General features: G+C 63.2%; 15 protein-coding genes and 1 pseudogene. 2 read left to right on the top strand and 14 right to left on the bottom strand.

What is annotated here, in order from left to right; translation table 11 throughout:
- Positions 1-395: 395 nt before the first annotated feature.
- The 9 genes from B9Z43_RS16405 to B9Z43_RS16365 form a co-directional block, all read right to left on the bottom strand.
- Positions 396-1,328 (bottom strand): electron transfer flavoprotein subunit alpha/FixB family protein, encoded by a 933-nt coding sequence (locus B9Z43_RS16405; RefSeq protein ID WP_108326994.1) that lies wholly within the window; start codon positions 1,326-1,328, stop codon positions 396-398.
- Positions 1,329-1,439: 111 nt separating this feature from the next.
- Positions 1,440-2,195 (bottom strand): electron transfer flavoprotein subunit beta/FixA family protein, encoded by a 756-nt coding sequence (locus B9Z43_RS16400; RefSeq protein WP_108326999.1) that lies wholly within the window; start codon positions 2,193-2,195, stop codon positions 1,440-1,442.
- 27 nt (positions 2,196-2,222) lie between these two features.
- On the bottom strand, positions 2,223-3,215 hold the full coding sequence (locus B9Z43_RS16395) for a tripartite tricarboxylate transporter substrate binding protein (RefSeq protein ID WP_108326993.1): 993 nt from the start codon (positions 3,213-3,215) through the stop codon (positions 2,223-2,225).
- 14 nt (positions 3,216-3,229) lie between these two features.
- A complete protein-coding gene (locus tag B9Z43_RS16390; RefSeq protein ID WP_108326992.1) occupies positions 3,230-4,210 on the bottom strand; it encodes a tripartite tricarboxylate transporter substrate binding protein in 981 nt (326 codons plus the stop codon).
- Between the two features lie 27 nt (positions 4,211-4,237).
- Positions 4,238-5,455: a CaiB/BaiF CoA-transferase family protein gene (locus B9Z43_RS16385; protein WP_108326991.1), complete on the bottom strand. Its 1,218-nt coding sequence runs from the start codon at positions 5,453-5,455 to the stop codon at positions 4,238-4,240.
- A 4-nt stretch (positions 5,456-5,459) separates the two neighbouring features.
- The gene (locus B9Z43_RS16380; RefSeq protein WP_108326990.1) at positions 5,460-6,593 is read right to left on the bottom strand and encodes an acyl-CoA dehydrogenase family protein; all 1,134 of its coding nucleotides are present in this window, start codon (positions 6,591-6,593) and stop codon (positions 5,460-5,462) included.
- A gap of 10 nt (positions 6,594-6,603) precedes the next feature.
- Positions 6,604-7,800 (bottom strand): acyl-CoA dehydrogenase family protein, encoded by a 1,197-nt coding sequence (locus B9Z43_RS16375; RefSeq protein WP_108326989.1) that lies wholly within the window; start codon positions 7,798-7,800, stop codon positions 6,604-6,606.
- 8 nt (positions 7,801-7,808) lie between these two features.
- Positions 7,809-8,990: an acetyl-CoA C-acyltransferase gene (locus B9Z43_RS16370; RefSeq protein WP_108326988.1), complete on the bottom strand. Its 1,182-nt coding sequence runs from the start codon at positions 8,988-8,990 to the stop codon at positions 7,809-7,811.
- A gap of 47 nt (positions 8,991-9,037) precedes the next feature.
- Complete coding sequence (locus tag B9Z43_RS16365) at positions 9,038-11,155, bottom strand: 3-hydroxyacyl-CoA dehydrogenase NAD-binding domain-containing protein (protein WP_233250081.1); 2,118 nt, start codon at positions 11,153-11,155, stop codon at positions 9,038-9,040.
- 119 nt (positions 11,156-11,274) lie between these two features.
- Here B9Z43_RS16365 and B9Z43_RS16360 point away from each other — a divergent pair, with 119 nt between their 5' ends.
- Positions 11,275-12,168: a LysR family transcriptional regulator gene (locus B9Z43_RS16360; protein ID WP_108326998.1), complete on the top strand. Its 894-nt coding sequence runs from the start codon at positions 11,275-11,277 to the stop codon at positions 12,166-12,168.
- 197 nt (positions 12,169-12,365) lie between these two features.
- Here B9Z43_RS16360 and ybaL read toward each other — a convergent pair whose 3' ends face one another.
- The 4 genes and pseudogenes from ybaL to B9Z43_RS16345 form a co-directional block, all read right to left on the bottom strand.
- A complete protein-coding gene (ybaL, locus tag B9Z43_RS16355; protein WP_108326986.1) occupies positions 12,366-14,093 on the bottom strand; it encodes a YbaL family putative K(+) efflux transporter in 1,728 nt (575 codons plus the stop codon).
- Between the two features lie 98 nt (positions 14,094-14,191).
- Positions 14,192-14,812: pseudogene (phnE, locus tag B9Z43_RS16350) on the bottom strand (phosphonate ABC transporter, permease protein PhnE); the annotation flags it as partial.
- A gap of 340 nt (positions 14,813-15,152) precedes the next feature.
- Complete coding sequence (locus tag B9Z43_RS17200; RefSeq protein WP_158270140.1) at positions 15,153-15,305, bottom strand: hypothetical protein; 153 nt, start codon at positions 15,303-15,305, stop codon at positions 15,153-15,155.
- Positions 15,306-15,403: 98 nt separating this feature from the next.
- Positions 15,404-16,336 (bottom strand): LysR family transcriptional regulator, encoded by a 933-nt coding sequence (locus B9Z43_RS16345; RefSeq protein ID WP_108311096.1) that lies wholly within the window; start codon positions 16,334-16,336, stop codon positions 15,404-15,406.
- A gap of 207 nt (positions 16,337-16,543) precedes the next feature.
- Here B9Z43_RS16345 and B9Z43_RS16340 point away from each other — a divergent pair, with 207 nt between their 5' ends.
- Positions 16,544-17,026, top strand: coding sequence for a DUF4148 domain-containing protein (locus B9Z43_RS16340; protein ID WP_108311825.1), 483 nt, complete (start codon positions 16,544-16,546; stop codon positions 17,024-17,026).
- A 121-nt stretch (positions 17,027-17,147) separates the two neighbouring features.
- On the opposite strand, the gene guaD is transcribed toward B9Z43_RS16340, so the two are convergent.
- Complete coding sequence (gene guaD, locus B9Z43_RS16335; protein WP_108326997.1) at positions 17,148-18,542, bottom strand: guanine deaminase; 1,395 nt, start codon at positions 18,540-18,542, stop codon at positions 17,148-17,150.
- Positions 18,543-18,664: the final 122 nt, after the last annotated feature.

Genomic DNA, 18,664 nt, shown 5'->3' with positions numbered 1-18,664 from the left:
CAAAGTTCCCACGTTGATCACTCCCGGCCACCCTTGCTCAAAAAATAAGCAGGATAGGCCAATGAAGCGGCTCAAATTTGGATGCAAATTCCCATCAAAGTGGCTCAGTTTTCAAAGCCAATCAACAGTGGGGGGCATTGTTCGATGGCCAAGTGAAGCGACTGTTTGGGTTCAATCTCCCGAGGTTTGAATTTCTCGTGAGACTGTCCACAATCCCGCCGCCCACATCCCTGCCGCAGAAATGGCTCTGCCATGGGGGCGGTCGTTTTCTGACCCGAATGCGCGCCAGCCCTTTCGCTCAAGACGGTCAAAGGGCCGAAGACCGTTGAAACGCTTGGGCATTCCACCCCATACAGCCCCTGGCCAGATTGCCGCCAGCAACGGCATGACAGACATCAAATTGTCTGGACCATCTCCGGCACAGCCGCAAACAGATCGGCCTCGAGGCCGAAGTCGGCCACGCTGAAGATCGGGGCCTCAGGGTCCTTGTTGATCGCCACGATCACCTTCGAATCCTTCATGCCCGCCAGGTGCTGGATCGCGCCCGAGATGCCTGCGGCGATGTACAGCTGCGGCGCCACGATCTTGCCGGTCTGGCCCACTTGCAGGTCGTTGGCGGCGTAACCGGCATCGACCGCTGCGCGGCTCGCGCCAATGGCCGCGCCCAGCTTGTCGGCCAGCGGCGTCATCACTTCGTTGAACTTCTCGGCGCTGCCCAATGCCCGGCCACCCGAGACGATGATCTTGGCGGCGGTGAGTTCAGGGCGGTCGTTCTTGGCGATCTCGCTGCCCTTGAAGCTGCTCTTGCCGCTGTCGGCCTGGGCGGCTGCGGATTCGACGGCAGCGCTGCCACCTGTGGCGGCTGCGGCGTCAAAGCCGGTCGTGCGCACGGTGATCACCTTGGTGGCGTCGGTGGACTGCACCGTGGCCATGGCGTTACCGGCGTAGATCGGGCGCTCGAAGCTGTCGGGCGAGATGACCTGCGTCACGTCGCTGATTTGGCCCACATCGAGCTTGGCCGCCACGCGGGGGGCCACGTTCTTGCCTGCGGCCGTCGCGGGGAACAGGATGTGGCTGTAGTTTCCAGCGATGACCAGCACTTGCGCCGCGACGTTTTCGGCCAGTCCATGGGCCAGGGCTTCGCTGTCGGCGTGGATGACTTTGGCCACGCCCGCTATTTTGGAAGCGGCTTGCGCGGCAGCAGCGGCGTTGTGGCCAGCGACGAGCACATGCACATCACCACCGCAAGCGGCAGCGGCGGTGATGGTGTTCAGGGTCGCGCCTTTGATCGAGGCGTTGTCGTGTTCTGCAATCACAAGGGATGTCATGTTTTTTCCTTGATGAATAGGGGTTGGTGTAGGCGCTTGCCTGCAAGCGATGGTCTGCAGACTTTGACAGGCCTATCGCCAGCAGGGCTGGCTCCTACAAAAACAGCTTGTTCAAATGACCTTGGCCACGTTCTTGAGCTTGTCCACCAGCGTGGCGACGTCAGGCACCTTGATGCCGGCGCTGCGCTTGGCGGGCTCGGCCACCTTGAGGGTCTTGATGCGGGGGGTCACATCAACGCCCAGGTCTTCCGGCTTGAAGGTGTCGAGCTGCTTTTTCTTGGCCTTCATGATGTTGGGCAAGGTGACGTAGCGCGGCTCGTTCAGTCGCAGGTCGGTGGTGATCACCGCAGGCAGGCTGATGCTCAGCACTTCCAGGCCGCCGTCGATCTCGCGGGTCACTTGCGCCTTGCCGTCCACGATCTCGACCTTGGAGGCGAAGGTGGCTTGGGGCAAATCGGCCAGCGCGGCCAGCATCTGGCCCGTCTGGTTGCAGTCGTCGTCAATGGCTTGTTTGCCCAGGATGATCAGGCCGGGTTGCTCTTTGTCCACCAGGGCCTTGAGCAGCTTGGCCACGGCCAGAGGCTGCAGGTCCAGGTCAGCGGGGGCCTCGACCAGGATGCCGCGGTCGGCACCAATGGCCATGGCGGTGCGCAGGGTTTCCTGGCACTGGGCCACACCGCAAGAGACGGCGATGACCTCGGTGGCCACGCCTTTCTCTTTCAGGCGCACGGCTTCTTCGACGGCGATTTCGTCAAAGGGGTTCATGCTCATCTTGACGTTGGCAATGTCCACGCCCGAACCATCGGACTTGACACGGACCTTGACGTTGTAGTCCACCACCCGCTTGACGGGAACGAGAATTTTCATGATGTCTCCTTGGGTGTACAGCACCGCTCAATCGAGCTTGGCGCCAGAGAGTTTGACCAGACGTTCCCAGACCGGGGCGTCTTTCTTGAACTGGACTGCGAATTCCTCGGGCGTGCTGCCCACGGGAATGAAGCCCATTTGCTGGATGCGCTCGCGCACATCGGGCTGCGCGATGATGGCGCGCACTTCGGTGGCCACGCGGTTGAGCACATCGGCCGGGACCTTGGCAGGTGCACTCATGCCCACCCAACCCGTGACGCGAAACACCTCGTCCTTGATGCCCTGCTCGATCATGGTGGGCACCTTGGGCAGCGCAGGCATGCGTTGCATGCCAGTGACCGCCAGCACCTTCAGTCGGCCCGATTCGATGTAGGGACGTGCTGACTGCAGGCTGGCGAAAGTCATCTGGATCTGGCCACCGACCAGGTCCTGCAGCATCAGGGCTTCACCCTTGTAAGCGGCGTGGTTCATGTCGGCCTTGAAGTTGTCCGACAGCCAGGCACCGGCCAAGTGGGCATACGAGCCCATACCCCAGGACCCGTAGGCCAGCTTGCTTTTGTTGCGCTCGATGTACTGCATCAGTTCGGGCGCGTTGTTCACCGGCAGTTGCGGGTTGACCAAAAGCACCACTGGTGCCAGCGCGATCTGCGTGATCAAGGCCTGGTCTTTTTGCGGGTTGTAGGGCAGCTTCTCATACAGGTACTGGTTGATGAGCATGGTCGTGCCCAACGAAACCAGGAAGGTGTAGCCGTCCGCCGGCGACTTCAAGGCCTGGTCGGTACCGGTGACGCCACCGGCGCCACCGCGGTTGTCCACCAGCACGGGCTGACCCAGGCGAGTAGCGAGCTTCTCGCCCAGAGTGCGGGCTGTGATGTCGGTTGCACCGCCAGCGGCGTAAGGCACGATCAGCTTGATGGGCTTGCTGGGGTAAGCCTGGGCCCAGGCGCTGACAGTGCTCAGTGCCATTGCGGCGACCAGCAGGGTGCGGCGGTTGAAAATCGATGTTTTGAAAACGTTCATCTCTGTGCTCCTGTTCAGTCCACACCAATGGACTTGTTGCGAATCACTCGGCCCCATTTGTCGTAGTCGCCCTGGATGCGGGCAGCCATGCGCTCAGCGCTCTGATAATTGGCGATGGCGCCAGCGGTCAGCATCTTTTCTTGCACCGCTTTGTCAGCCAGAATTTCTGTCACCTCTTTGTTGAGGCGCGCCACCACTTCCTTGGGGGTGCCCAAGGGGGCCAGCAGGCCACCCCAGGAGACGGCATCAAAGCCCTTGAAACCTTGCTCGGCAATGGTCTTGACTTGCGGCAGCATGGCCACGCGTTGCGGCGAGCCGACCGCAATCGCACGCAGCTTGCCCGACTGGATATGCGGCAGGGCTGCCACCAGGTCGGCATACATCACAGGCACCCGGCCGCCGATGGTGTCGGTGATGGCCGGCACACCGCCCTTATAGGGTACATGTTGCATGTCAAACTGACCCAGCTCCTTGAGCAGTTCCATGCTCAGATGTCCAAAGCTGCCGGGGCCGGAGCTGGTGTAGTTGATCTGACCAGGTCGCGCCTTGGCATGCGTGATGAGCCGCTGCACATCGGTCACGCTGGGCATCTGGGCAGGGTTGACCACCACCACAATCGGCAGGTCATAAATGGTGGCCACGGGCGTGAAATTTTTCACCGTGTCGTAGCCGGTTTTCTTGTAGATGTGGGGGGCCAGCAGCGTGGGCGTGGCCAGCATCATCAGGGTGTAGCCATCGGCCGGGCTGTCCATGACCTGCTTGGCAGCAATCGAGCCGGAAGCCCCGGCACGGTTTTCCACCACCACAGGCTGCTTGAGCCGCTCGGCCAGTTTCTGGCCGAGGATGCGCGAAGCGGTGTCGGTCGGGCCGCCCGCCGGAAATGGCACAACGAGCTTGATGGGGCGGCTCGGCCAGGCATCGGCCAGAGCGGTGGTCGCCACCAGCGGCAGCAGTGCAGCCAACAGGGCGCGGCGAGTGCATCGGATGATGTTCATGAAGGTACTTCCTCTGAAAAAAAAGCGTCAGTTCGGTTGGGAGGGGGGCAGCGTCAGCACCCCCCTGGTTTGCAAATCCTGCAGCGCCTGCTCGGACATCTGCAGTAATTTCTGCAGCACCTCGCGGGTGCCTTCGCCCAGCGTGGGTGGCGCGTTGCGGATCGGCAGGCGTTCGCCGTCAAGCCGGTAGGGTGGCGCGAACACATGGGTGCTGCCGGCCACCGGGTGTGGCATTTCCTGGAGCAGACCGCCTTGGCGGGTGCGCTCGCTGGTCAGCGCTTCGTGCAGACCAGCCACTTTGCCGCAGGGAATGCCTGCCGCGCTCAGGCGCTGCAGCAGCACGTCGCGGGGGAAGCTGCGAATCAGTGCCATCATCATGGGCAGCAGCGTGAGCCGGTTTTTGGCACGCTCCACGTTGGTGGCATAACGCGGGTCCTCCACGATGTCGGGGCGCTGCACCACCTCACGGCAGAACTTGTCAAACTGGCTGTTGTTGCCCACCGCGATGATGAGCGGACCGTCCGCCGCCTCGAACATGCCGTAAGGCACGATGGACGGGTGGGCGTTGCCGTAACGCTGGGGATCGCGGCCCAGCAGCATGGCGTCCAGGCCGTAATAGCCTGTGACCATCAGGCCACAGTCGTACAGCGACATCTCGATGTGCCGACCCTGGCCCGTGCGCTCACGACGGAACAGTGCCGCCAGCACCGCCTGGGCGGCGTACATGCCGGTCATCATGTCCACCACGGCCACGCCAAACTTGAGCGGGGCCTGCCCGGCTTCGCCGTTGATGGCCATGAGGCCGGCCTCGCCCTGGATCACCAGGTCGTAGCCCGGGCGTTTGGCTTCAGGTCCGGCGCTGTTGTAGCCGGCCACCGAGCAATAGATCAGGTCAGGCCTGATCGCTTTCAGCTGGGCATAGCCCAGACCCAGTTTGTCGGCGCCGCCGGTCTTGAAGTTCTGAATGACGACGTCGAACTGCGGCAGCAGGTCGTGGATCAGCTTTTGTCCTTCGGGCGTCTGCAGATCCACGGTGATGGACCGCTTGTTGCGGTTCATGCTGTTGTAGTAGGTCGTCTCCGTCTTGCCGATGCGCATGCCCCAGTCACGGGTATCGTCCCCGCGACCGGGATGCTCCACCTTGATGACTTCGGCACCGAAGTCGGCCAGCACCTGCCCGCACAAGGGGCCTGCAAACACGCGCGACAGGTCCAGGACCCGCACGCCTTCAAGTGGCATGTCCATGGCTTCAGCCCTCTGCACCCAGGGCCATGTAGCGGGCCAGGTGGTGGTCTTCGTCGCCGAGCTGGTGGTCGATCATGACCAGGCGCTTGGCGTAATGCGACAGCGGCAACTCCCAGGTCATGCCGATGCCGCCGTGCAGCTGGATGCTTTCTTCGGCCACCCGCGTGCCAATACGACCGATGGTGAACTTGGCCGCCGACAGCGCGCGTTCCCGGGTGATGCGGTCAGCGTCCAGGGCGGCGGCGGCATTGATGACCGCCGAGCGCGCCTGCTCCACCTCGAGCAGCAGATCGGCCATGCGGTGTTGCAGGGCCTGGAAGCTGCCAATCGGTTTACCAAACTGTTTGCGCGTTTGCAGGTATTCGAGCGTGCTTTGTTTGGCCACGTCCATGGCCCCCACGGCCTCGGCACACAGCGCCAGCACACCGCAGCCCACCGCTTGCTCCAGCACGGCCAGGCCCTGGCCTTCGGTGCCAAGCAATGCGCTGGCATCCACACGCACCTGGTCGAGCACCAGCTCGCAGGCACTGCCGCCGTCGATGCGGCTGTAGCTGCGGCGCTGCACACCAGCGGCATCGCCCGGCACCAGGAAGAGCGAGATGCCCTCTGCACTGTCCACCGCGCCCGAAGTGCGGGCCGACACCAGCAGCAGCTGGGCGTGTTGGCCGTGCACCACCACCGCCTTGCGGCCCGAAATCACCCAGCCATCGCGCTGACGCTCGGCACGGGTGGCCACGCGTTCCAGCTCGTAGTGGCCCTGCGGCTCATCGTGAGCCAGCGCGGCCACGGTGCTGCCATCGATCAGTTCGGCCATGCGTGCCTTCTGGGCCTCGCTGCCTGCGGCAGTCAGCGCACGGCCGACCATCAAGGCGCCCAGGAAAGGTTCGGTCACCAGGCCACGGCCCAGGCACTCGAACACCACGGCAATGTCAAAGCCGGCACCGCCAAAGCCGCCCACGGCTTCGGGAAACAGCGCGCCGATGGCGCCGAGCTCGGCAAACTGCTGCCAGCGCTCTGCGGCAAAGCCCTGCTCGCCATAGGCATGGTGGTTGCGGAACTCGATGCCGTATTGCTCGGCCACGAAACGGTTGAGAGAGTCCGCCAGCATGCGGCGGTCTTCGGTGTGTTCGAAATTCATCGCGTGGGCCTCACAGTCCCAGGATCATCTTGGAGATGATATTTTTCTGGATTTCATTGGAGCCGCCGAAGATCGACAGCTTGCGGTAGTTGAAGTAATTGGCAGCGGCCGTGGCGGCTTCCTTGGGGCCCACGGGCTCATCTGTGTAGCCTTCGTACTGGGCCTCTTCGATGTAGGGCAGCGCATACGGCCCCATGGCACGGCGGATCAGCGACAGGATTTCCTGGCGGATCTCGGTGCCGCGGATCTTGAGCATGGAACTCTCGGCTCCCGGCACGCCACCACCGGCCACCGCAGCGATCACGCGCAAGTTGGTGGTCTTCATGTTCTCCAGATCGATCTCGACCTTGGCCATGCGGGTGGCAAACAGCGGGTCCTGGCTCAGAGGCTTGCCGTTGCGGTGCACCTTGCTGGCCACCACCTTGAGCTTTTCGAGTGCCGCCACCGAAAAACCCACGCCCGCAATGCCGGTGCGCTCGTAAGTCAGCAGGTATTTGGCGCAGGTCCAGCCCTTGTTCTCCTCACCCACCAGGTTTTCGACCGGTACTTTCACATCGGTGAAGAAGACTTCGTTGACTTCGCGGTCGCCGTCGAGCGTGCGGATCGGGCGCAGTTCCACGCCCGGGCTCTTCATGTCCACCAGCAAAAAGCTGATGCCTTCCTGCGGCTTGGCGTCGCGGTCGGTGCGCACCAGACAGAAAATCATGTTGGCGTGCTGGCCCTGGGTGGTCCAGGTTTTCTGGCCATTGACGATGTAGTGCTCACCCTGGCGCACGGCCGTGGTTTTGACCGAGGCCAGATCGGAGCCGGCACCCGGCTCGGAATAGCCCTGACACCACCAGTCCTCGCCGCTCAAGATGCGTGGTAGCCAGTAACGCTTTTGCGCTTCGTTGCCGTATTTGATGAGCACAGGCCCCAGCATGTTGACACCAAAAGGCACGATGCGCGGCCCGCCGGCCAGTGCACACTCGTGATCAAAGATGAATTTCTGCACCGCGCCCCAGCCGGGGCCACCCCAGGCCTGGGGCCAGTGGTTGGCATACCAGCCACGCGCGTTCAGGATGGCGTGCCACTCATCCTGGTCAGCTTTGGAGAGGCGCTGACCGGCCTTGACCTTGCTGGCGATGCGCTGGGGCAGTTTCTCTTTCAGAAAAGCCTGCACCTCGGCGCGGAAGGCTTCTTCTTCGGGGGTGAAGTTCAGATCCATGTCGTTCCTCAGTAAATTTCAAACAGGCCCGCAGCGCCCATACCGCCCGCGATGCACATGGTGACCACGGCGTACTTGGCTTTGCGGCGTCGGCCTTCGAGCAGCACATGTCCGGCCAGGCGCGCGCCGGTCATGCCGAAGGGGTGACCCACGGAAATGGCCCCGCCATTGACGTTCAAGCGCTCGTCGGGAATGCCCAGCTTTTGCTGGCAATAGATGGACTGCGAGGCGAAGGCTTCGTTGAGCTCCCACAGGTCGATGTCATCGACTTTGAGGCCATGGCGCGCCAGCAACTTGGGCACAGCGAACACCGGACCGATGCCCATTTCGTCAGGTTCGCAACCGGCCACCGCCATGCCGCGGAAGGCACCCAAAGGCTGCAGGCCCAGACGCGAAGCCTCGCCCGCTTCCATCAGCACGCAGGCCGATGCCCCGTCAGACAGTTGCGAGGCATTGCCGGCGGTGATGAACTGCTCAGGGCCTTTGACGGGCTGCAGCTTGGCCAGCGATTCGTAGCTGGTGCCGGGGCGGTTGCAGTTGTCGACCGTGGCGGTCACTTCGCGCTGGCTCACCACACCGGTTGCCTTGTCGGTCACGGCCATGACCGTGGTGCAAGGCACGATCTCGTCGTCAAAGCGGCCTGCGGCCTGGGCTTCGGCCGTCTTGCGCTGGCTCTCGACCGAGAACCGGTCCTGCGCTTCGCGGCTGATGCCGTAGCGGCGGGCCACGATGTCGGCGGTGTCGATCATGGCCATGTAGAGCTCGGGCTTGCGCTCCAAAATCCAGGGGTCCATGCCCGAGTTGCCATCGTCGCGCGAGCGGATGCCCGAGATGCTTTCCACACCCCCGGCGATCATGGCAGGCGCACCGTCAACCACGATGCGGCCTGCGGCCATGGCAATCGCCTGCAGGCCGGAAGCGCAAAAGCGGTTGATGGTGGTGCCGGCGATCGACAACGGCAGCTCGCTGCGGATGATGGCCTGGCGCGCCACGTTGCGCCCGGTGATGCCTTCGGGGTAGCCACAACCGAGGATGGCGTCCTCGATCAGGGCCGGGTCGATGCCAGAGCGCTGCACTGCCGCCTGGACGGCGAACGCGGCCAGCGTGGGCCCGGGCGTGATGTTGAATTCGCCCCGGTGGGATTTAGCCAGAGGGGTACGGGCGGTCGAGACGATGACGGCTTCACGCATGGCGTGTCCTTTCCTTGAAAACTGAAATCGGGTGGGTCAGAGGTGACTCAAAGGCGGTTCAGGCTGTCGAAGTTCTGGCCTTCGGCCACCAGGCGTTCGAGCAGGGGCGAGGGCTTCCAGAACACGGGATCTGCCTTGTCGAACTCGCGGATGTCGTCGAGCACCTTGTCCAGGCCCACCATGTCGGCGTATTTCATCGGCCCGCCACGGTGACGCGGAAAACCGTAGCCGTACAAAAAGGTCACATCCACATCGAGCGGGCGCAGCGCAATGCCTTGCGCCACCACGTTGGCCCCTTCGTTGACCATGGCCGCCATGTAACGCCGCATGATCTCTTCGGGTGTGAATCTGCGCGGGGTGATGCCGGCGCGCTGGCGTTCGGCATCGATGATGGCGAGCACTTCGGGGTCGGGCTGACCCGTGCGGGCCCCTTGCGGGTAGAGGTAATAGCCACGGCCGGTTTTCTGGCCGAACCAGCCACGCTCGCAGATGCGGTCGGCAATCTGCACATAACGGGCTTGGGGATCGCGGGTGGGTGCACGGCGTTTGCGCGTGGCCCAGCCGATGTCGCCGCCGGCCAGGTCCGAGACCTGAAACGGGCCCATGGGGTAGCCAAAGTCGCGCACCGCTGCATCAATTTCGTAGGGTGAAGCGCCGTCCTCCATCATGTGGTCGGCCGCGGCACGGTACACCGCCAGGATGCGGTTGCCGATGAAGCCGTCGCACACCCCGGCGCGCACAGCCACTTTCCTGAGCTTTTTCGCCAGCTCGAAGGCCGTGGCCACGACATCGGCCGCCACCTGGGCGGGCACGACGATTTCCAGCAGCTTCATGATGTTGGCCGGCGAGAAAAAGTGCAGGCCAATCACGTCCTGCGGGCGCGCAGTGCTCGCCGCGATCGCGTCGATGTCCAGGTAAGACGTGTTGGTGGCCAGCACCGCGCCGGGCTTGCAGACCCGGTCCAACTCGGCAAACACCGCCTGTTTGACGGCCAGATCTTCAAACACGGCTTCAATCACCAGGTCCACCGGGGCCAGCGCTTCGTATTGCGTGCTGCCGGTGTAACGGGCCATCACGGCCGCCTTGGCTTCGGGCGTCATGCGGCCCTTGGCCACCAGGCCGTCGTACACCTTTTCCACATTGGCGCGGCCACGCGCGATCGACGCGTCGTCGCGCTCCACCATGGTCACGCTCAGGCCGGCGTCGAGCGCCGACACCGCAATGCCCGCGCCCATGGTGCCGCCACCCACCACGCCCACCGAAGCGATGGCGCGCGGCTTGGCGGCTTGTGCCTCGGGCACTTTGACAACCTCGCGCTCGGCAAAGAAAGCATGGATCAGCCCGGCGCGCTGCGGGCTGTCGATGCACTGCAAAAACAACTGGCGCTCGAATTTCAGGGCTTCGTCAAACGGCAGGTCCAGACCGGCCTGCACCGCCTCGATCACCTTGAGCGGCGAGAACAGGCCGCGTGACTTTTTGGCGGTCTCGCTGCGCAAGGCTTCCAGCGTGGCCAACGATTCGGCCTTGTCGCGGAACAGCGTGTCCAGATCACGGGTGCGGCGCACGCCAACGCCCGCAGACAGCAGCTCCCGGGCATAGGCCAGACCGGCCGCGCGGACATCGCTGCCTTCGGCCAGGCGGTCGATCAGGCCCACGTCCAGCGCTTCCTGGGCCCCCATGTGGCGGCCGCTGAGCATCAGCTCCACGGCGGGGCGCAGACCCATCAAACGGGGCGCGCGCTGCGTGCCACCCGAACCTGGCAGCAGGCCAAGCTGAACTTCGGGCAAACCCAGACGGGCATCGCCCAGGGCCAGCCGGTAGTGGGCGGACATGGCGATTTCCAGCCCCCCGCCCAGCGCCGGGCCGTGGATGGCGGCAATGACAGGCTTGTCGCAGGCTTCGATGCCGTTGCACACCTCGGGCAGGCTGGGTGGCAGCGGTGGTTTGCCAAATTCGCGGATGTCCGCGCCAGCGATGAAGGCGCGACCGGCGCCCACGATCAGCACAGCGCGTACCTGCGCGTCGGCTTGCGCCTGCTGCACGGCCTGAAGCAGACCCCGGCGCACCTCCACATTCAGGGCATTGACCGGCGGGTGGTCGAGGGTGACAACCAGGATATCGCCCGCACGCTCGGTGCGGACGGCGGGTGCTGCAGAAAGGCTCACACCAAACTCCAAAAGGCAAAAAACCACCGCAGTGGACTCTCGGTATTGTCTTTTGGAAAGATTGGATTGACAATTACACATTTCATTGACAGAGTGTCAAATAAATTTGACGTATGAGCCTGGATCTTTCGTCCCTGACCTTGCTGGTCGACATCATTGATGCGGGCAATCTCAGCCAGGCCGCGCGCAAGCTGAAGATGACGCGCGCCAACGTCAGCTACCACCTGAGCCAACTGGAAAAAGCCGTGGGCGTGGAACTGGTGCGGCGCACCACACGACGGGTGGAACCCACCGAGGTGGGCTGGCGTCTGTACGAGCATGGGCGTACCGTGCGCAACGAAATCGTGGCGGCCGAGGAAACCATTGCCAATCTGGGTCAGGGCCTGCAAGGGCGTGTGGGCCTGAGCGTGCCCAGCGGTTACGGACAGATGGTGATGTCGGACTGGCTGGTCGAGTTCAAGCGCCTGTACCCGGGCATCGTGCTCGACGTGGTGTTTGAAAATCGGATCGACAACCTGCGCGACGAGGTGGACATCGCCGTCCGCATCCTGCCCGAGCCACCGCAGCAAATGATCGCGCGCGAGTTCGGCACCGTGCGCTATCTGGCTTGTGCCTCCAAGGCCTATGTGCAGGCGCACGGCTTGCCTACCGAACTGGCGCAGTTGCGCACCCAGGCCCTGATCACTGCCAACGTGGTAGGCCGACACCTGTCACTGCGCGGCTATCGACAAGGCGAACGCGAAGAGGTCATGCTCGCGCCCACCCTGATCTCCGACCACTACCCCTTTTTGCGCCAAGGCATCCTGGCCGGCCTGGGCATCGGGCTGGTGCCCGACTATGTGGTGCAAGACGTGATCGCCAACGGCGAGGTGCTCACCGCACTCAACGATTACCGGCTCAGCATCTTCGGCACCAACATGTACCTGCTGTACCTGCCCAACCGGCACCAGACCCGGGCGGTACGCACCTGCATCGATTTCCTCATGGACAAGGCCCGCAGTATTGAAGCTTGAGGCTTCGGCGGCATGCACGCAGGGTTTTTGGACCATCCACCGATTTGCTCGGCCATGGCCAACAGGGATCAAAAGCCAGGCCTCCTGTGGTCCGACATTCTTGAACCTGCACCCAACCCGCGCGTGTGCGGCGAAGCCACCCCCAAGAGCGCTTTGACCTGCCAAGCCTTGGCAGGACCGGCCTCGTTACACAAGGTTCAGGCCGATGCTGCAGTGGCCCCGGGGGAAGATTGGTGCGCCGCAAAACGCGCCAGCACATGGCCGATCATGCCTTTGGCCAGCTCTTCCTCGCCAAAGAACACGGTGCCCACGCCGTCCTTGCGCAACATCGACGACTCGTCTTCGCTGTGCATGCACAGCACGACCTCGATGTCCGGGTTCAAGGCGCGTGCAGTGCTGGCCATCTGACGCACCGTCAGCGGGTCGTGCGTGGCCACCACCAGCATGGCGGCATCGGCAATGTGGGCCTGGACCAGCACCGCCGGATCGGCCGCGTTGCCCGACACCGCCACCAGCCCCTGGCTGCGCAGGTCTTCGACCAATTCGCGGTTTTGATCGGCCACCACAAACGGAATGCCGCCCGCCGTGAGCGCGTCAGCAATGCGCCGACCCACCCGGCCATGACCCACCAGCACCACTTGGCCTGAGAGGTACTTGCGTTCGGTGCTCGTGGGCAGCTCGGCATAGGGGTCGTCGCGCTGCTCCAGACTGCGGGCCAAGGCCGAGCGGGCCAGAATCCAGCGGCGCATCGGCTCGATGGCCGCGAACAACAGGGGATTGAGCGCGATGGAGATGAGCGCTGCAGCCAGCACCAGGCTCATGCCTTCGGCCGGCAACAAGCCCAGCGACAAGCCGAGTCCCGCCAGAATGAAAGAAAACTCGCCGATCTGGGCCAGACTGGCCGACACCGTGAGGGCCGTGTTCAGCGGGTAGCGAAAGGCCAACACAATCGCCAACGCCGCCACCGATTTGCCGACGATGATGATGGCCACAACAGCCAATACATGCAGAGGTTGCGTCAACAAAATGCCCGGCTCGAACAGCATGCCCACCGACACAAAAAACAGCACCGAAAACGCATCGCGCAAAGGCAGCGACTCCTCGGCGGCGCGGTGGCTGAACTCCGACTCGCGCATCACCATGCCCGCGAAAAAAGCCCCGAGGGCGAAGGACACGCTGAACAGCTGCGCCGCACCGTAGGCAATGCCGATGGCGGCGGTGATGACCGACAAAGTGAACAGCTCGCGCGAGCCGGTGCGCGAGATGTGCCACAAGAGCCAGGGCAGGACGCGGCGTCCCGCGACCAGCATGATGGCGATGAAGGCCGCCACCTGCAGCAGGGTTTTGCCGATCGTGACCCACAGCGGCTCGGCACCGGGTGCAGGGACCACCGAACTCCCCAGCACACCGGCCAGCGGCGGCATCAGCACCAGCACCAGCACCGTGGCGAGGTCTTCCACCACCAGCCAGCCGACGGCGATGCGGCCATTCATGCTGTCCAGCACACCCCGCGCTTCGAGCGCCTTGAGCAGCACCACCGTGCTCGCGCACGACAGGGACAAACCAAAAATCAGGCCCGCACCCCAGGACCAGCCCCAGGCCCAGGCCGCCCCCATGCCCAAGAGCGTGGCCAGACCCATCTGCACCACCGCGCCGGGCACCGCGATGCGCCGCACCGCCAGCAAATCCTTGAATGAAAAATGCAGGCCCACGCCAAACATGAGCAGCATGACGCCAATCTCCGACAGCTGCGCCGCCAGTTTCACATCGGCCACAAAGCCGGGTGTGGCGGGGCCGATCAGGATGCCGGTCAACAGGTAACCCACAAGGGCGGGCACCTTCATGCGCTCGGCCACAAAGCCCAGCACCAGTGCGATGCTGAAGCCTGCGGCCAGGGTAGTGATGAGGGAAATGTCGTGCGGCATGGTCCCGAATATAGGGCAGATGCAAAGGCCTCACATGGCCCGACATTTGGCGCAGGGCCACAGCGGCGGCGACAGGCCTGAAGGAACCTCTCCGCGCCTCAGCGTGTGAGCCAACGCCGCGCCGCAAAGCTCAGCGCGTCCACGCAAGCCACCATCAGCAGCATGGCCGCCAAAATGGTGGCGGTCTTGTTCATGTGGAACAGGCCCATGTGGAAAGACAGCAACTGCCCCAAGCCGCCCGCACCCACCACGCCCAGCACGGCGGCAGCGCGGATGTTGTTTTCCCAACGGTACAGGGTGTAGCTCATGAGCTGCGGCAGCACCTGCGGCAAGGTGGCATACAAGAACACGCGCAGCGGACCCACGCCCTGGGTGCGCAAGGCGTCGCCCGGCCCGGTGGGCACGTTTTCCATGGCCTCGGCAAACAGGCGACCCAGCACGCCACTGGTGTGCAAGGCCAGCGCCAATGTCCCCGCCATGGGCCCGAGACCTGCCGAGATCAAGAGCAAAGCCGCCCACACCAGTTCGGGAATGGCGCGCAACGCATTGAGCAACCAGCGTGTGGGGCTGCGCAGCCAAGCCGGGTCTTGGGTGCTCAAGCGGCTGGCCGGCACCGCCAGCGCCAGGCCCAAAACCGCCGCCATAGCGGTGCCCAGCGCCGACATGGCTAAAGTTTCCCAAGCGGCCCAGGCCACCTTGTTCACAAACACGGGCGACAAGTCGGCTAAATGAGCCCATCCCCTCGAAAAGGTAAAACGAGCGGATTTCTCCTCTGAGGAATGGAATTCAAGGCCCGAAACGTAGACCCGCTTTGGGCCGAAAGCTGCCCCATCCGGGAGGGGTAGTTCGAATCCCCGTCCCCATCAAAAAACGATGCATCCGGACCTGAGCAGGTTAGTGGGGCTAGAATTTCTGCTCCGCCAAAACAAGTCCTCCCAACTCGCTCAGCCGGGTTGTAAGGCGCTCAGAGCCCCGCACCACGCGGGGCTTTTTGCTATGGGCTCCTGACTGACCCCATGGCCACCCACCCCCGAAAAGCGTCTCAAACCCCGTTTCGTCTCAGAACCTCCTGACTTTTTGTCCGCGGTACGGCAGGAGGGGGTCGTGGCCGGCGGCCTGCAGGCGCTGCTGAAATTGCGCAATGCCCCGGCGCACGGCTTCGCGCTGGGACTGGTTGGGGTCGACGATGGGGTGTTCCTTGCCTTCGGTCATGCCTTATTGTCGGTCAGTTGCAGGCGAGTTTTTGAGCGACAACATCGCGCCTTTGTGCGGTCAGTTGTCGGCTGGAGTCCAACCGAGAGGGCGCAGCTTCAGCAAGTGGCGCAAGCCTGCAAAGCCTTGGCCGTCTGCAAACGTGTCTCCTCGATCAGAAAGTCCAGAAAAACGCGGGTGCGTTGCGGCATGAATTTGCGTGTGGGCACGGCCGCGTACATGCTCAGCCGACCCGTGATCCACGGTGCCAGCACGCGCACCAGCTCACCGCGTGTCAGATACGGTGCCACCATGTCCATTGCCACCGAGGTGATGCCCGCGCCATCGAGCGCCGCGCGCAACAGGCTGTCGGTGTGGTTGACCAGCAGCACCGGCTGGATGTCGATCTCGATGGGCTGCGTTGGGTTGTCGGGGCACCACATTTGCCACATGCGAGGCCGCATGTGGGGCATTTTCAGGCGCAGGCAATCGTGCTGCATCAGGTCCTGTGGTTGCTGCGGCGCGCCGCGTTGGCGCAGGTACTCGGGCGAGGCCACCAAAATGGCTTCGGACTCCAGCACTTTGCGCGCAATCACATCGCCGTTAAAGCTCTCATCGGTGCCCAGCAAGGTGATGTCGAAGTCCTCAATCGGTGGCTCCCGCAAGGTTTCCACCTCCAGCTCGATCAGGATTTTGGGATAACGCCTGCGAAACTCCGCCAGCAAAGGCGCAACCACATAAGTCGCCAGCACCGGTGGCGCATGCAGTCGCAGCAGGCCCGCCAGCTCGGTGGTCTGCGCACTGACCACCGCATCGGCTTCGTCAATGTCCTGCAGGATGCTGCGCACACGGCCCAGGTACTGCTGGCCCGCTTCGGTCAGCGACAGGCGGCGGGTCGAGCGCTGCAGCAAGCGCGTGCCCAGGTGGTCTTCCAGATCGGCCACCAGGCGCGTGACCACCGGCGCTGACATGTCCAGCGCACGGGCAGCGGCGGCAAATCCCCCCTCATTCACCACGCGCTCAAACACGCGCATCGACAACAAACGGTCCATGAAGCACTCCAAAACGGGATTTCAAGCCCTTGATTGTTTCTAATTTAGAAATAACTCAATGTGTTTTTGATTGTTTTTCTATTGATTCGGAAATTTTACAGTTCAACCCATCGATGCAGCGCTTTCAACCAACGCTTCACCGATCAGGTCAAAGCCCCGTCAATCCGACAGGCAGACCGTTTTTCAAACTTTCAAGGAAACCTGATCATGAACCGCTCTTATTTCTCCGCCATCACCCTCGCTGTTGCTGCCTTGGCTGCTGGAAACGCCATGGCTGCCGACGCATCTGCAGCCAAAACCCGTGAGCAAGTCAAAGCTGAACTGGCCGAAGCCATTCGCACGGGCGACTTTGTCGTCAACAGTGAAACCCATCAAAAAGCCAATGAATTGAACCCAGGCCTGTACCCCGCCAAGTCGGCCGCTCAGGGCAAGACCCGCGAACAGGTGAAAGCTGAACTGGCCGAAGCCCTGCGCACCGGCGACTTCGTCGTCAACGGTGAAACCCATCAAAAAGCCAATGAAGTGAACCCTGGCCTGTACCCCGCCAAGTCTGCTGCTCAGGGCAAGACCCGCGAGCAAGTGAAGGCCGAGTTGGTCGAAGCCCTCCGCACCGGCAACATCATGGCGGATGGTGAAACTGGCCTGAAGTTGAACCAGTTGTACCCACAGCGTTACAACCGCAACATCTGATGAGTCACCACACGGCCAGCCTGTCCATCGGGGTGATGGCTCCGGGCATGGCCTGAGCATGGCCCTATCCGGCCCATTTTCAGCGGCGTCGATGACGCCGCTTTTTTTGCGCCATGTGCACTCAATGGTTTTGAGCCATGTCGCTGTGGCTGAGTTGTCCTTGAACCACCGTGTGCGCAATCAAGCGCTCATCGCCCAGCACGATCATGGCGAACAGCCATTCGGCCAGAGTCTCGGTTTGTGCGGTGCGCCGGGCCAGCAGGGGCGTGGCCTTGGGGTTGAGCACCACGAAGTCGGCCTCGCAGCCGGGCAGCAGGTTGCCCACTTTGCCGTCCAGGTCCAGCGCGGCGGCGGCACCTGCCGTGTGTTGCCACCACAGGTGTTCGGGCGCGAGGCTGATGCCAGGATGCCCCACACTTTGCCTTGCGACGGTGTAGGCCGCGTGCATGGTGTGGAAAGGGCTGAAGCTGGTGCCGCCGCCCACATCGCTGGCCAGGCCATAGCGCAAGCTCGCCGCGTCCGAGGCGGTGTAGTCAAAAAAGCCGCTGCCCAGAAACAGGTTGCTGGTGGGACTCACGGCGGCGGTGGCACCCACTTCGGCCATGCGGCAACGGTCGGCTTCATCGAGGTAGATGCAGTGCGCATAAACCGAGCGTTGCCGCAGCAGGCCTGCGCGGTCGTACACGTCCAGATAACTGCGCGCTTCGGGGAACAGTTCTTTCACCCAGCGGATTTCGTCGAGGTTTTCCGCCACGTGCGACTGGATCCACACATCGGGAAACTGCTGCGCGATCTCGCCTGCGCCATGCAGCTGCTCAGGGCTGCTGGTGGGCGCAAAGCGCGGCGTGGTGGCATAGCCCAGGCGGTCCACGCCGTGCCAGCGGCGGATCAGGTCTTCGGTCTGGCGCAGGCTCAAGGCCGTGTCGGAGTCGCGCAGGCCGTCAGGGCTGTGGCGGTCTTGCAGCACCTTGCCGGTGACCATGCGCAGGCGCCGTTGTTGTGCCTCGGCCATGAACACATCGATCGACTCGGGGTGAGCTGTGGCAAAGCACAGCGCAGTGGTCACGCCGTGGCGCATCAGTTCGTCCATGAAAAATGCGGTCACTTCGTGCGCATAGGCCTGGAACGCCTCACCCAGTTCAAAGGACAACGGCACAAACCCCGCCCCTCGGGCGTTGTGGTCTTGCTCTAGGCGCCACTGCTGGGCAAAGCGGTACACCGGCCCACGGCTGCCGCCGTAGCCCATGGCGCGCAAGGCCTCGAACATGGCCTTGATGCCGCGGCGCTCGCGCTTATTGCGGTGCTGGTCGGCCTTGAGCCAGCGGGCCAGGGTCTCTTCAAAAGGCCCCAGGACGCTCACCACCTTCACCCGCTTCGGATACTTCGGCTCCCGCATCTCGGGCTCAGATAACCACTTGCTGGCCGTGTTGCGCGAGATCCCCAGCCGCCGGCTGGCCTCCCGCACCGATACGCCATCCCTCAGCACGAGGCGGCGCAATTTTCTCAATGTGCTCACGTTGATCACTCCTGACCACCTTGCTGAAAAATTCAGCAGCGTAGCCGTCAACGTGGCTCAGTTTTCAGTGTGATTCTCCCCAAATTTGGCCCAGTTTTCGTTGTGATTCAACACTCAGAGCC

The organism is Limnohabitans sp. MMS-10A-192 (assembly GCF_003063335.1).
Classification (GTDB): Bacteria; Pseudomonadota; Gammaproteobacteria; order Burkholderiales; family Burkholderiaceae_C; genus Limnohabitans_A.
This window is presented reverse-complemented; position numbering and strand designations above follow the sequence as displayed.